The sequence below is a fragment of the Sphingomonas sp. Leaf357 genome, from assembly GCF_001423845.1.
Classification (GTDB): Bacteria; Pseudomonadota; Alphaproteobacteria; order Sphingomonadales; family Sphingomonadaceae; genus Sphingomonas.
This window is the reverse complement of the sequence record NZ_LMPM01000001.1, coordinates 1,597,557-1,611,046: the sequence shown is the minus strand read 5'-3', so window position 1 is coordinate 1,611,046 and position 13,490 is coordinate 1,597,557. Positions and strand designations below refer to the sequence as shown.

At 65.3% G+C, this 13,490-nt stretch carries 15 protein-coding genes; 6 read left to right on the top strand and 9 right to left on the bottom strand.

What is annotated here, in order from left to right:
• Positions 1–69: 69 nt before the first annotated feature.
• Positions 70–531 carry a PaaI family thioesterase gene (locus ASG11_RS07465; protein ID WP_055777195.1) on the bottom strand — a complete coding sequence of 154 codons (462 nt, stop codon included), beginning with the start codon at positions 529–531 and terminating at the stop codon, positions 70–72.
• A 152-nt stretch (positions 532–683) separates the two neighbouring features.
• Positions 684–1,469, bottom strand: a complete 786-nt coding sequence (locus ASG11_RS07460; protein WP_055777192.1) for a succinate dehydrogenase iron-sulfur subunit — start codon at positions 1,467–1,469, stop codon at positions 684–686.
• 306 nt (positions 1,470–1,775) lie between these two features.
• Between ASG11_RS07460 and ASG11_RS07455 the strand changes: the two genes are divergently transcribed.
• A complete protein-coding gene (locus tag ASG11_RS07455) occupies positions 1,776–2,519 on the top strand; it encodes an SDR family NAD(P)-dependent oxidoreductase (protein WP_055777190.1) in 744 nt (247 codons plus the stop codon).
• 159 nt (positions 2,520–2,678) lie between these two features.
• On the opposite strand, the gene ASG11_RS07450 is transcribed toward ASG11_RS07455, so the two are convergent.
• From ASG11_RS07450 to ASG11_RS07440, 3 genes are all read right to left on the bottom strand, one after another.
• The gene (locus ASG11_RS07450) at positions 2,679–3,242 is read right to left on the bottom strand and encodes an ATP-dependent Clp protease proteolytic subunit (protein ID WP_055777186.1); all 564 of its coding nucleotides are present in this window, start codon (positions 3,240–3,242) and stop codon (positions 2,679–2,681) included.
• A 209-nt stretch (positions 3,243–3,451) separates the two neighbouring features.
• Entirely contained in the window at positions 3,452–4,444 is a 993-nt protein-coding gene (locus ASG11_RS07445) for a C13 family peptidase (protein ID WP_055777183.1), read from the bottom strand.
• Positions 4,445–4,498: 54 nt separating this feature from the next.
• Complete coding sequence (locus ASG11_RS07440; protein ID WP_236697417.1) at positions 4,499–5,359, bottom strand: glycoside hydrolase; 861 nt, start codon at positions 5,357–5,359, stop codon at positions 4,499–4,501.
• Positions 5,360–5,438: 79 nt separating this feature from the next.
• On the opposite strand from ASG11_RS07440, the gene ASG11_RS07435 reads away from it, so the two are divergent.
• A complete protein-coding gene (locus tag ASG11_RS07435) occupies positions 5,439–5,699 on the top strand; it encodes an AbrB/MazE/SpoVT family DNA-binding domain-containing protein (protein ID WP_055777180.1) in 261 nt (86 codons plus the stop codon).
• Entirely contained in the window at positions 5,693–6,013 is a 321-nt protein-coding gene (locus tag ASG11_RS07430; RefSeq protein WP_055777177.1) for a type II toxin-antitoxin system PemK/MazF family toxin, read from the top strand. Before ASG11_RS07435 ends, ASG11_RS07430 begins: the two co-directional genes overlap by 7 nt.
• Positions 6,014–6,274: 261 nt before the next feature.
• Here the strand turns inward: ASG11_RS07430 and sdhA are convergent, their stop codons facing one another.
• The 3 genes from sdhA to sdhC are packed head-to-tail and all read right to left on the bottom strand — an operon-like array spanning position 6,275 to position 8,879.
• Positions 6,275–8,077, bottom strand: coding sequence for a succinate dehydrogenase flavoprotein subunit (gene sdhA / locus ASG11_RS07425; protein WP_055777174.1), 1,803 nt, complete (start codon positions 8,075–8,077; stop codon positions 6,275–6,277).
• Positions 8,077–8,463: a succinate dehydrogenase, hydrophobic membrane anchor protein gene (sdhD, locus tag ASG11_RS07420; protein WP_055777171.1), complete on the bottom strand. Its 387-nt coding sequence runs from the start codon at positions 8,461–8,463 to the stop codon at positions 8,077–8,079. The genes sdhA and sdhD overlap by 1 nt, the downstream gene beginning before the upstream one ends.
• Entirely contained in the window at positions 8,463–8,879 is a 417-nt protein-coding gene (gene sdhC, locus ASG11_RS07415; RefSeq protein WP_269083374.1) for a succinate dehydrogenase, cytochrome b556 subunit, read from the bottom strand. The genes sdhD and sdhC overlap by 1 nt, the downstream gene beginning before the upstream one ends.
• 200 nt (positions 8,880–9,079) lie before the next feature.
• On the opposite strand from sdhC, the gene ASG11_RS07410 reads away from it, so the two are divergent.
• From ASG11_RS07410 to ASG11_RS07400, 3 genes are all read left to right on the top strand, one after another.
• The gene (locus tag ASG11_RS07410; RefSeq protein WP_055780508.1) at positions 9,080–10,423 is read left to right on the top strand and encodes a methyl-accepting chemotaxis protein; all 1,344 of its coding nucleotides are present in this window, start codon (positions 9,080–9,082) and stop codon (positions 10,421–10,423) included.
• Positions 10,424–10,471: 48 nt separating this feature from the next.
• On the top strand, positions 10,472–11,848 hold the full coding sequence (locus ASG11_RS07405) for a methyl-accepting chemotaxis protein (RefSeq protein WP_055777164.1): 1,377 nt from the start codon (positions 10,472–10,474) through the stop codon (positions 11,846–11,848).
• Between the two features lie 130 nt (positions 11,849–11,978).
• Positions 11,979–12,677: an SDR family NAD(P)-dependent oxidoreductase gene (locus ASG11_RS07400; RefSeq protein ID WP_055777161.1), complete on the top strand. Its 699-nt coding sequence runs from the start codon at positions 11,979–11,981 to the stop codon at positions 12,675–12,677.
• A 180-nt stretch (positions 12,678–12,857) separates the two neighbouring features.
• On the opposite strand, the gene queE is transcribed toward ASG11_RS07400, so the two are convergent.
• Positions 12,858–13,490, bottom strand: coding sequence for a 7-carboxy-7-deazaguanine synthase (gene queE / locus ASG11_RS07395; protein ID WP_055777158.1), 633 nt, complete (start codon positions 13,488–13,490; stop codon positions 12,858–12,860).

The window sequence follows — 13,490 nt, the reverse complement described above, 5'->3', positions numbered from 1 at the left end:
GGCTGAGCCTGTCGAAGCCCAAGCGCTGCGCTTGCCCTTCGACAAGCTCAGGGCGAACGGAGGGGAGGGTCACGCCGCCCCGCCCGTCGGTGACGCCTTCCGCAACGTGCCCGTAAAGCTCGCGATCGTCGGCAGGCCCTTCTGTACGATCAGCCCGCGCAGGAACAGCATGCGTTTGGTCTCGCGCAGCAGTTCGATATGCGCCTCCAGCGGCTCGTCGATCGTGCCCGCGCCGATGAACTGCGCCGACAGATCGAGCGTCACAGCGCCGCCCGCCGACAGCACCCCGAACGCGCGCGCGGCGGCGAACAGGGCGACGTCCATGAAGCCGAGCAGAGCGCCGCCATGCACCGCATCGCGCATGTTCGAATGCTCGCGCCGCGGCACCATCCGCACGCGCGCCAGATCGCCGTCGATGCGCACCTGAAGCGGCTCGATGAAGGAATTGTACCGCGTCGGATCGCGGAACTGCCAGCGTTTCCAGCCGGGAAGGTCGGGATCGTCGTCGAAGGAGAAGAGGGGGCTGGTCAAGGAACAATGATCCCTTCTTTCCTTCTCCCATCGGGAGAAGGTGGCGCGGCAGCGCCGGATGAGGGTGATCGGGGGGACTAGGTGTCACCCTCACCCTTCCCACCGCAACGCGGCGGGCCCCTTCCCTCTCCCGATGGGAGAGGGAGGAAGGATCAGACGACCCGCTCGACTTCCATCTTCTTGATCTCGGCGATCGCCTTGGCCGGGTTCAGGCCCTTGGGGCAGACGTTGGCGCAGTTCATGATCGTGTGGCAGCGATAGAGGCGGAACGGATCCTCCAGCTCGTCGAGCCGCTCGCCGGTCATCTCGTCGCGGCTGTCGGCGAGCCAGCGATAGGCCTGCAACAGGATCGCGGGGCCAAGGAACTTGTCGCTGTTCCACCAATAGCTCGGGCACGAGGTCGAGCAGCAGGCGCACAGGATGCACTCGTACAGCCCGTCCAATTTCTCGCGGTCGGCCGGCGACTGCAGCCGCTCCTTGCCCGAGGGCGGCGGCGTGACGGTCTGCAGCCACGGCTTGATCGAGCTGTACTGCGCGTAGAAATGCGTGAAATCGGGAACGAGATCCTTGATCACTTCCATGTGCGGCAGCGGCGTGATCGTCACGTCGCCCTTCACGTCCTCGATCGCGGTGGTGCAGGCGAGGCCGTTCTTGCCGTCGATGTTCATCGAGCAGGAGCCGCAAATGCCCTCGCGGCAGGAGCGGCGGAAGGTCAGCGAGCTGTCCTGCTCCGACTTCATCTTGATCAGCGCATCGAGCACCATCGGGCCGCAATTCTCGGTATCGATCTCGAACGTGTCGTAACGCGGGTTCTCGCCGCTATCGGGATCGTAGCGATAGACCTTGAAATTCCGGATCGCTCCAGACCCCGCAGGCGCCTTATGGACCTTGCCGTTCTTCTTGACTTTGCTGTTCTTCGGCAGGGAGAATTCGGCCATTGCCCGTTGATCCTTCATGGCGGCGGCGTGGGATGAAATCCGGCTATGCCTTTCAGGGCCGCCGTGCAACCCCGTTTGCGCAGTGCAGCAAAGCAAGGCTGCGCACCCCACATCGATCACAGGTAAGACCTTGCAGCCGACAAACAAGAACTATCCATGCCTGCAAGCCATTGAAACTTCGCAACTCCTTGCTCCAAGCGGGACGGGCCGTCCGAACCGGCGATTGAAAGCCCCGCCCCCGCCCCCATCTGCCCGGACCAGCGCCGAAGACCCGCAATCGCGGGCCGCGCGACAAGGACACGGAACATGAGCAACAGACTCGAGGGCAAGAAGGCGATCGTCACCGGCGGATCGCGCGGCATCGGCGCGGCGATCGCCAGGCGGCTGGCGGCGGAGGGCGCGGACGTCGTGATCACCTATGCCGGCAACAAGGACGCCGCGCAGCAGATCGTGGCCGCGATCAGCGCGGCGGGGCGTAGCGGCCATGCGATCCAGGCCGACAGCGCCGATGCGACGGCGCAACGCGCGGCGATCGCCGAAGCGGCGAAGACGCTCGGCGGGCTCGACATCCTCGTCCACAATGCCGGCATCGCCGATTTCGCCTCGATCGAAACCGACCCGGCGGATTCCTACGCCAAGCAGTTCGGCGTCAACGTGGACGGCGTGTTCGCCGGCACGGCGGCGGCGGTGCCCTTGATGGCGGATGGCGGGCGGATCATCGTGATCGGCAGCGTCAACGCGCATACGATGCCGATCCCCGGCGGCGCGATCTATGGCGCGACCAAGGCGGCGGTGGCCGGCCTGGTGCGCGGCTGGGCGCGCGATCTCGGCCAGCGCGGCATTCTGGTCAACGTGATCCAGCCGGGGCCGATCGATACCGACCTGAACCCGGCCGATGGCGATTGGGCCAAGACGCTGATCCCGGGGATCGCGCTGGGCCGCTACGGCCGCGCCGAGGAAGTTGCCGCGCTCGCCGCCTTCCTGGCGAGCGAGGAGGCGTCGTTCATCACCGGCGCGGCGATCGACATCGACGGCGGTTTCTCGTTGTAATGCGCGCACTTCCGTCATCCTGAACCCGTTTCAGGATTCAGGCGCGGTCACTCGCCACGGGGACGGTGTCCGTCGGACAGATGACCGCGCATGGATGCTGAGACAAGTTCAGCATGACGGTATCGCAAGGTCGAGGGCGGACATACGACCGCCCCGCCCTCAGATCACGTCCAGCACCAGACCCAGATCGCGCGCCTGCTCCGCCTCGATGTACCAATTGGCGGGCGCGCGTTCGCGCAGATCCTCGAAATCGACGCGACTGCCCTTTACGATGTCGCGGAAGCCCTCTTCCTCGATCAGGATCGAATGCTCCACCTCGTGCAGCGCCGCCTTGATCGAGGCGACGACCATGCGCAGCGGGCCGTCGAGATTGATCTGTTTCGAGATCTTGCGTTCGTGGATCATCAGCCGCGTGTGCCGCGTCAGGAAGCGGCGATCGACCGGGAACGCCGCCATGAAGGTCGCGCCGGCGGAATAGACCGCGACCTTGCCGAGGAACAGGATCTCGCGATCGTCATGATCCTCCAACAGGCGGATATCGTCGGCCATCGTACGCGCGACCTCGGGATCGCCGCCCAAGGTGGTGAGCGCGATGACCAGCGTGCCGCTTTCCGGGCAGGCTTCGAGCTGCTGGCGGAAGCTCTGATACATGAACTGATCGACCGGTCCGGACAGGCGGATGTTCGGCTTGGCGAGAAGCGGATATTTGGTGGCTTGGGGCATGCGCGTCGGAACAGATGCGCAGGGGTGAGGTTCCGTGCGCGGGGCGAATAGTTTGCTCGAACTGCTCCCTATACGCTCCCCCGGGGGAGGCCGTGGCCCGGTCGCGAAACGATAGTTGGCGAGCACCCCGCGCAGTTACATTGGCCTCGCCGACTGGGGCCCGGCCTTCGCTGGGGAAGCTGTAACGCCGGGAAGCGTGCAAAGGCGCGTTACTTGGCGTCGAGCAGCGACACCGCCGGCTTGCCCACCGGTGCTGTGACCTCCTTCGGCCGCCGCCGGTCCAGCGCCGCCAGCCACACGCCCGCATTCGCGCCGATCGAGACCTGCGGCTGAGACGGCTTCAACTGCCCCCGCGTTTCCCATTCGCCGATCAGCCGCACCGCCTCCGCGCCCGCCGCCGCGATATCCTGCGGTTTGCGCAATGCGTGGTTGATCAGCGCATCGCCGAAGAACGTCCAGTCGCTGTCCGCCTGGCAGCCGAACGAGGTGCGATCGTCCGACGATGCGGTGATGACCACGCTGTCCACGTTCGACAGTAACGGCACGAACACGCCCGAGAAGCACGCGCTGACCAGCACCATGCGCCGTTCGATCCCGAGCGCGCCGAGCATCGTCCACAGGCGCTGCGGCGAGATCATGCCATAGCCCTGATCGCCGTCGTTATAGACGATGCCCATCGGCGCGCCGTGACTCGTCGTGTAGAGGATCAGCACGTCCTCCTTGGGGTCCATCACCTCGGCCACGCGGGCGAGCGCGGCGGCGATGTTGTCGGGCGATCCGCGCGGCAACGTGCTGTCGCCGCTGCCGTCCGTCCCGGCCAGCACGATCGTGCGTCCGGCGGCATCGTAGCGGCGCGCCAGCACCTTGCCCGCCTCGCGCGCCTCGCGCCCGAACACCGGATCGCTGTCCAGCGCGACCGCGACGACATAGGCGTCGACCACGCCCTTGCGCTGCGGCTGCACCGCGGCGAGCGTGTGATCGAGCCGGCGATGTTCGGCGAGCGTCCATCGCGCCGTCCGGTCGCGCTCCGACGACAGGCCCATATCGGCGAGCATCGCGCCCTGCTCGGGCGTGATATTGCCGTAGAAGGGCGGCCCCTGGGTATGCTGCGGCGGCTGGTATTGCTGCGCCGACGATCCCGCCCCGGCCAGCGCCACGCCGAACGCCGTCAGCCATTTCAAGACACCGGCGACACGACCCATATTCACCCCCGAGGCGCGAAGTGTGACGGCGCGCGCGGGCGTGTCAATCTCCGCTCAGCACACTTCGGCGGTGAATTTCGGCAGCGGCCCCGGCGGCACGCGCGCGGCGGAGAGATAGAAGACGTCGGCGCCGATATGATGATTGCTGCCATACGCCGCGCCGAGCACCTCGTAGAGCGCCGGATCATAGGCCTTCAGATCGTCGTGCGAGAGGACGACGCGGCCGTCGAACGTCGCCACCTTGTTCGAATCGAACCAGAATTGCGTGCCCTCGGCCCAATATTCGTCGATCGTCGTGGCGGTATATTCGCCCTTCCACAGGCCTTTCCGCAGCGCATCGGCATAGGCCTTGCCGACCCGCGCATAGAGCTTCGGATCGGCGGTCTGGATCGCGTTCAGCACGTTGTGGCCGAATTCGTGGACGAAGATGTTCTCGCCGTAATAGCGCGAGCTCTGCCAGCCGAGCAGATTCTCGACCGCCCCCGTGGTGAGCAGGCCGGACATGCCCCGCGCCCGCGCGTTCCAGTATGCGGCATCGCTCAGCCGCCCGATCCGCTCGTCGTAATGCTTCGATTCGCAGAACGTGAGCCGCGGATCGCCCCGGGCGGGCTTCTTCCAGTCGCGCTGCTCGGGAATGTCCACCGTCCCCTCCTCGGCCGCGATCACCGCCACCCGCTGCCCACGTGCGACGAGCGTGCGGGCGAGATCCGGGCGGTAGGAGAGCATCGCGACGACGATGTCCCGCGCCTTGACGAGCGCCTCGTCCGGCACCTTGGCGGAAGACACGATGGGAATGCCGGCGGCGTCGAGATAGCGGGTGTAGAACGGATCGAGGTGGAGGACCGGCGGGGGCGCGGTGATCGACGGCGATTGCGCGAAGCATATAGCGGACAAAACCAGGGCAGCACCCGCCAAGGCTGTAGATATCATTCGCACGCGCAAATCTCGAAGTTATAACATTGTACCAACGTGTTCGTCATGATATAGGCATGCCATGCAAACCGCGCTTCGCAAAATGGGCAATTCCACCGGCATGATTCTGCCGCGCGCGATCCTTGGCGAGATCGGGGCGACCATCGGTGCCACGATGGATCTGAAGGTCGAAGACGGTCGGCTGATCGTGACGCCGATCGTATCCGATATCCGCGCGGGCTGGGCAGAGGATGCCGCCGCAATCGGACGGGACACGTCGACGGAAGAGGAAGCAAACTGGCGGGGTTTCGGCAACGAAGGTGATGCCGATCTGCAATGGTGAAGCGGGGCGAAGTTTGGCTGGTCTCGCTGGACCCGACCGTCGGCAGCGAGATCCAGAAGACCCGCCCCTGCCTGATCGTGTCACCGGACCAGATGAACGATCACCTCCGCGCCGTCATCGTGGCACCCCTCACCTCGGGCAGCAGGCCCGCTCGTTTTCGGGTGCCGGCGCACTTCCAAGGCAAGGACGGCTTGATCCTATGTGATCAAATGCGCACCATCGACAAGATGCGGTTAGTGAAACGATTGGGCAAACTGGATGCTACGACGCTGAAGGCGGCACTAGCCATTCTGGTAGCGATGTTTGGCAATTGATCATCGATCAGTAAATGAATACCTTCGGCGACGTGATCTGACGGCTCGCTTGTAAGTACGCTATTCAATCCAGCTTTTTTGAGTTCGGAAGTTACAGTGAAATGACCAAACCCCGTCACGCTCAATAATCACGAGCGAATTTACTTTGAGTACGTAGCTTTCACCATCGTCCTCTAAATCAATTATATCACCAATCCGTGGGACAACCGGCATCATTCGAACCCGGTCAATGCTGTTAAAAACGAAGTTCAACGTGATGCATTAATATACCCGCTTCTTCGGCTTGATATACTCCACCTCGTCGGTAAGCGTGTATTCGTGCACCGGGCGGAAATCGAGCGTCGTGACGCCGCCCTTGCCGCCCCAGCCTTCGAACGTCGCGGTGGTGTGCTTCATCCAGTTCTTGTCGTCGCGATCCGGGAAGTCCTCGTGCATGTGCGCGCCGCGCGATTCCTTGCGGTTGGCGGCGCCCTTGATCGTCACGACGCCCTGGCCGATCAGATTGTCGAGTTCCATCGTCTCGACCAGATCGGTGTTCCAGATCAGCGAGCGATCCTGGATGCCGACATCCTCCATGCTCTTGTAGATCGCGTCCATCTTGGTGACGCCCTCGGCCAGCAAAGCGGTGTCGCGGAACACGGCGCAATGCTTCTGCATCGTCTTCTGCATCTCCGCGCGGATCCGGGCGGTGGGCGTCGCGCCCTTGGCGTTGCGGAAATGGTCGAGCCGTTCGAGCGCCAGATCGGCCGAATCCTTGGGCAGCGGGTTGTGCGGCGTGTTCGGCTTCAGCGTCTCCTTGAGCCGCAGGCCGGTGGCGCGTCCGAACACGACCAGATCGATCAGCGAGTTCGATCCCAGGCGGTTCGCGCCGTGCACCGAGACGCACGCCGCCTCGCCCACCGCGAACAGGCCCGGCACGACCGTATCGGGATCGCCATCCTTCAGATGGACGACCTCGCCGTGGAAGTTCGTCGGAATGCCGCCCATATTGTAATGCACGGTCGGCGTGACGGGCAACGGCTGGCGCGTCAGATCGACGCCGGCGAAAATCTTGCCGGTTTCGGTGATGCCGGGCAGACGTTCGTGCAGCACCTTGGGATCGATATGGTCGAGGTGCAGATAGATGTAGTCGCCGTCCTTGCCGACGCCGCGGCCTTCGCGCATTTCCGCCGCCATCGACCGGGCGACGACGTCGCGCGAGGCCAGATCCTTGGCGCTCGGCGCATAGCGCTCCATGAACCTCTCGCCTTCGGAGTTGGTCAGGTAGCCGCCCTCGCCGCGTGCACCTTCGGTGATCAGCACGCCGGCACCGTAGATGCCGGTCGGGTGGAACTGCACGAACTCCATGTCCTGCAGCGGCAGGCCGGCGCGCAGCACCATGCCGTTGCCGTCGCCGGTGCAGGTGTGCGCCGACGTCGCCGACTGATAGACCCGCCCGCCGCCGCCGGTCGCCAGCACGACGGAATGGCTGCGGAACCGGTGGATCGACCCGTCTTCCATGCAGAGCGCGATCACGCCCCGGCACTTGCCGTTCTCCATGATGAGATCGAGCGCGAAATATTCGACGTAGAAGTCGGCGTCGTACTTCAGGCTCTGCTGGTAAAGAGCGTGAAGCATCGCGTGGCCGGTACGGTCGGCGGCGGCTGCCGTTCTTTGAACAGGAGGCCCTTCGCCCATGTTCTGCATATGGCCGCCGAACGGGCGCTGATAGATCGTGCCGTTCTCGTTGCGGCTGAACGGCACGCCGGCATGTTCGAGTTCGTAGACGGCGGCGGGTGCCTCGCGCACCATATATTCGATCGCGTCCTGGTCGCCCAGCCAGTCCGATCCCTTGACGGTATCGAACATGTGCCACGTCCAGTGATCGGGCGAATTGTTGCCCAGGCTCGCCGCGATGCCGCCCTGTGCCGCCACGGTGTGGCTGCGCGTCGGGAACACCTTGGTGATGCAGGCGGTCTTCAGGCCGCTTTCGGCGATGCCCATCGTGGCGCGTAGGCCCGAACCGCCGGCACCGACGACCACGGCATCATAGACATGGTCGATGATCTTGTAAGCTTCGGCCATTACTTCGGCATCCCGGTGAAGGCGACCCTGAGGATCGAGAAGATCGCGACGGCGGCGACGCCGGCGGTGAAGAAGTTGAGCAGGACCATCGCGATCACGCGATCCGCGCCATGCTGGTAATCCTCGATCACGACCTGCAGCCCGAGGCGGAAGTGGTAGCAGACGGACGCGACCAGCAGCGTGAGCGGCACCGCGACCCAGGCCGAGGACAGCCACAGCCGCACGGTTTCGAAATCGTACGAATTCAGCCGCGCCACCGCGATCATGAACCACAGCATCAGGAACAGGTTCGCCCCCGCCGTCAGGCGCTGGTGCCACCAATGATGCGCGCCTTCCTTGGCGCTGCCGAGGCCGCGAACGCGACCGAGTCGAGTGCCGGCGCCCATCAGTGCTTCCCCATCGTCAGATATGCCCAGAACAGGATGGTCATCGTCGCCGAGGCCGACACCGTGATCCACGCGCCCAGACGGTTGTTCTTCAATTCGTAATTCGCGCCCGCATCGAGGAAGAAGTGGCGGATGCCCGTCGCCATATGCTGGAACAGCGACCAGGTGAGACCGATCCCGAACAGGTAACCGATCGCGTTCAGGCCACCGGCCGAATACGTGAACACGTCGACAAAGGTCGCATAGGCGTCCTTGCCGGCCGCCAGCGCCGCCAGCCACCACACGAGCAGACCGGCACCGACGGTCGCCATGCCGCTGCCGGTGGCACGGTGGACGATCGAGACGACCATGTTGATCGGCCATTTCACGTGCATCAGATGCGGTGAGATCGGGCGGCTGGGTGCTTTGGTGGCCAAGGGGCAAGTCCTCATGCGGGCAATCGCGCCGTATTAGTCGGCACACCGTGCGATGCAAGCGTTGCGGCGCACGACACCGCGTTCCATTTCAGCGCCCCTAACCGCGTCTTAACCAAATCGCTTTAGCCAGAGGGCAAGCCGTTCCGCGTGGACGGCACGGTCGCGTTCGATTTGGAGTTGTCCCCTTGACCATCACCGACATGCCCGTTCCCGGGTCGATCGCGGCGACCATCGACATCAGGGCGCGATTGCGCGCCTTCGATTTCGACAATTCGCTGGCCGAAGCCGCGCGCGACGTCTGGAAGATCATCGAACCCGATGCGAGCGACGTGGCCCTGGCCTTCTGGGACCAGTGGAAACGCGCCAGCCCCGGCGAACGCAACTGGCAGCCGCACGAAGAGACCAAGATGCTGGAACTCGGCGTCACCTTCTTGCGCAACCGATTCTGCGACGTGACCGGCGTGGCCTGGGTCGAATCGATGGAGCGATCGGTCGCCTCGGGATACCAGGCCAACGTTTCGACCATGGCATTGCTGTCGATGACCTGTGCGAGCGATCGCGCCGCGCTCGATATCCTGCTCAAGCGTTGCAAGTTCGACGATCCCCATCTGCCGGTGATGATCGACACGCTGATGCGCCTGTCCGCGCTGGAGGGTGAGATCACCGTCGAGATCTACAACGCGTTCCGACAATATACCGCGCGGCTCGAACGCGACGCACTGGCCGGCGATTTCCGCGACGGCATCGCCCGGATGGTCGAGGACGCGACCGAGGAAAGCGCCGTGCTGCGCGGCCAATCGATGCGCACGTCCAGTTCCGCGCGCGGTATGCTCGGCAAGACGTCCGAAGTCGCCGCCGCGGCCGAACAGTCCGCGGTCGCGATGCGCGAGGCGGCGCACACCGCCGCCGGCCTGATCCGCGCGATCGAGGATGCGCGCACCGAAGTGGAAGCGGCACGCGAGATCGCCACCCGCGCATCGAGCCAGGCCGGAGTCGCGGTCGGCATGTCCGAAGCCCTGTCAGATCACGCCAAGTCGATCGAATCGATCCTCGGGCTGATCCGCGACATCGCCGGACAAACCAACCTGCTGGCGCTCAACGCCACGATCGAAGCGGCGCGGGCCGGCGATGCCGGACGCGGCTTCGCGGTCGTCGCGCAGGAAGTGAAATCTCTCGCCAACCAGACCGCGCGCGCCACCGACGACATCGCCGCCAAGATCGCCGCGATCCAGTCCGCCACGCGCTCCACGGTCGAAACCAATGCGAGCATCAAATCGACCGTCGCCGAGGTGCAGGAAAGCGCCAACCGCATCCGCTTCGCGATGGAAGCCCAGGCACAGACCGTCACCGCGATCACCGCCGCGGTCGACGAAACCGCCCTGGCGGCCGATTCGATGTCCAACACGATCGCCGCGATCCGCGAGGATACCGAGAGCGTCGCCTCCGAAATCGATCTCGTCGGCCAGGGCTTCGATTCGCTCGAGGGCCGGCTCGGCACGCTGAAGAACAGCGCTGGAGAATTCGTCACCAAGGTTGCCGCATAACCGTTCTGCCGAAGGCAGACGGGGCATCGCAGGAGAGGATAACCCGACATGGCGCGCGCGTCACAAGCGACTGATCTCACCTCCGGATGGATCGGCGTGGCCCGATCGGCGGCGCAGCGCGTCGCCGATTACGACTGGGACCAGTGCATCCGCCCCGGCAGCGCGGACATCTGCGCGCTGATCGCCGGATCGGAGGCGCGGATTTCGGCCGCCTTCTGGAAGTATTACATCGATCTGCCCGCGACCGAGCATCTGCGTCCGTTTTTCGACGAGGCGCGCCTGAACAAGCGCATCGCCAAAAGTGCGCGCTACACCCACGCCAAATATGCCGATCCGTTTTCCGACGCGTGGATGATGATGGCGTTCGGCCATGCCAGCGAATCCTATCAGAACGGCGTGCCGCTGCCCGCTCTCTTGTCTTCGCTCAGCTTCGCGCACAGCCAGACGCTGCAGATCATCGCCGAGAAACTGGGTGACGACAGCGCACGCTTCCGCCGGCTGTCCGACGTGATCCAGCGCCTCGCCCTGGTCGAGGCCGATGCGATGACCACGCATCTCGGCCAGTGCGATGCGGCCCGCACGCGCGAGGAACGCCGCGAACGTTCGGCCCGGTTCAGCGAGAATATCGCGCAATCGATCCAGGGTACCGCCGCGCTCGGCACCGGCATCCGCGTGCGCGCGCGCGGCACTTCCGCCTCGACTCGCGGAATGCTCGGCAAGACCTCCGACGTGGCCTCCGCCGCCGAACAGTCGGCGGTGGCGATGCGCGAGGCGGCACAGACCTCGGCCGGCCTGATCCGCGCGATCGAGGATGCCCGCAGCGAGGTCGAGGCCGCCCGCGAGATCGCTGATCGCGCCTCCGGCCAGGCCGGCGTGGCGGTGGGCATGTCCGAAGCGCTCAGCGATCACGCCAAGTCGATCGAATCGATCCTCGGCCTGATCCGCGACATTGCCGGACAGACCAACCTGCTCGCCCTGAACGCCACGATCGAGGCGGCCCGTGCGGGCGATGCCGGTCGCGGCTTCGCGGTCGTCGCGCAGGAGGTGAAGAGCCTCGCCAACCAGACCGCGCGCGCTACCGACGACATCGCCGGCAAGATCGCCGCGATCCAGTCCGCGACCCAGTCCGCGGTCGAGACCAATGCCGGCATCAAGGCGACGGTGGCGGAAGTCCAGATTTCCGCCGATCGCATCCGCGCCGCGATGGAAGCACAGGCGCAGACCGTCACCGCGATCACCGCGGCGGTGGACGAAACCGCGCTGGCGGCGGATTCAATGGCCAACACCATCGCCGCGATCCGGGAAGATACCGAAACCGTGGCAAGCGAGATCGACACGCTCGAACGCGACTTCGCCGAGATCAACGACAGGCTCGATTCGCTGAAGGGCGCGGCGGACAGTTTCTCGGAGAGCGCGGCGGCGTAAATAGCGTCGCCCCGGCGCAGGCCGGGCCGCCGCGTAACCGGCAAGAACGATCGCTTGAAACTGCGGCCCCGGCCTGCGCCGGGGCGACGATCTGTTGAACGCTTCTCGTGCTACGACTAGACACACGCCGATGACCAATATCCTCCTGACCGGCAGCAGCCGCGGCATCGGCGCGGCGATCGCGCAGGCGCTCGATCTGCCGGACGTCACGCTGATCGGCCATGGCACGACCAGCGGCATCCCCGCCGATTTCTCCGATCCGGCGGCCCCGCAGGCGCTGTGGGCCGCCGCGCTCGACCGGCTCGGCGGCCGGATCGACGTGCTGATCAACAATGCCGGTGTGTTCGAGGCGAACCCGCTCGACCGCCCGCATGACGATTGGGTCGCCGATTGGGAGCGCACGATGCGCATCAACCTGACCGCCAGCGCCGAACTCTGCCGGCTCGCCGTCGCGCATTTCCAGTCGCGCGGCAACGGCGGCCGCATCGTTAACATCGCCAGTCGCGCCGCCTATCGCGGCGATTCGCCGGCGCACTGGCATTATGCCGCGTCCAAGGCCGGCATGGTCGCGATGACGAAGAGCATCGCGCGTGGCTACGCGGCCGAGGGGATCCTGGCCTTCGCGATCTGCCCCGGCTTCACGATGACCGGCATGGCCGACGACTATCTCGCCAGCCGTGGTGGCGACAGATTGCTGGCGGACATTCCGCTGGGCCGCGTCGCGCAGCCGGACGAGGTCGCGACGGCGGCGAAGTTCCTCGCGCTGGAAGCTCCGCCCTCGATGACCGGCGGCGTGATCGACGTGAACGGGGCCAGTTACGTACGCTGATCCATCCCGGGTGGTCTGGCGCATGATCACGTCGGGTTGACCCATCCACCCTCCGTTCGTCCTGAGCTTGTCGAAGGACGTGTCCGAGGCCGACCGGAGATGGTGGGACACGTGCTTCGACAGGCTCGGCACGAACGGTTCTATTTTAAATCATCGCGCTTCAAGCCTGCGCTGAACGATTTACCGCAGCCCCAGCAATTTGTGCGTCTGGATCGTCAGCCGCCATTTCGGTCGCTGCATGACCAGATCGATCGCCGCCGCGTGATTGTCCGCCGCGTGCGGATCGTCCATCGGCTGGAGCAGGAAATGGGTGAAGTCCCAGCCTTCCATCGCCGGCACGTCGCTGCCCGGCTGCGGCCAGACAAGCTTCAGTTCGTCGCCCGCACGCTGCACCACCTCGCTGCCCGCCTTGGGGCTGATGCACACCCAGTCGATACCGGGATGGACCGGCAGCGTGCCGTTGCTCTCGATCGCGATCTCGAAACCGCGCGCATGCAGCGCATCGACGATCGCGTCGTCCACCTGCAGCATCGGCTCGCCCCCGGTCAGCACGACGAAGCGGCTGTCAATGCCCGCGCCCCAGAAATCCGCCGCCGCCCCGGCCAGCGCCGGCGCATCGGCGAACTTGCCGCCCCCCAGCCCATCGGTGCCGACGAAATCGGTGTCGCAGAACCGGCACACCGCGCTCGCCCGGTCCTGCTCGCGGCCCGACCACAGATTGCAGCCGGCGAACCGCACGAACACCGCGCGGCGGCCGGCATGAACCCCCTCGCCCTGCAGCGTGAGGAACATCTCCTTGACCGCGTAGCTCAT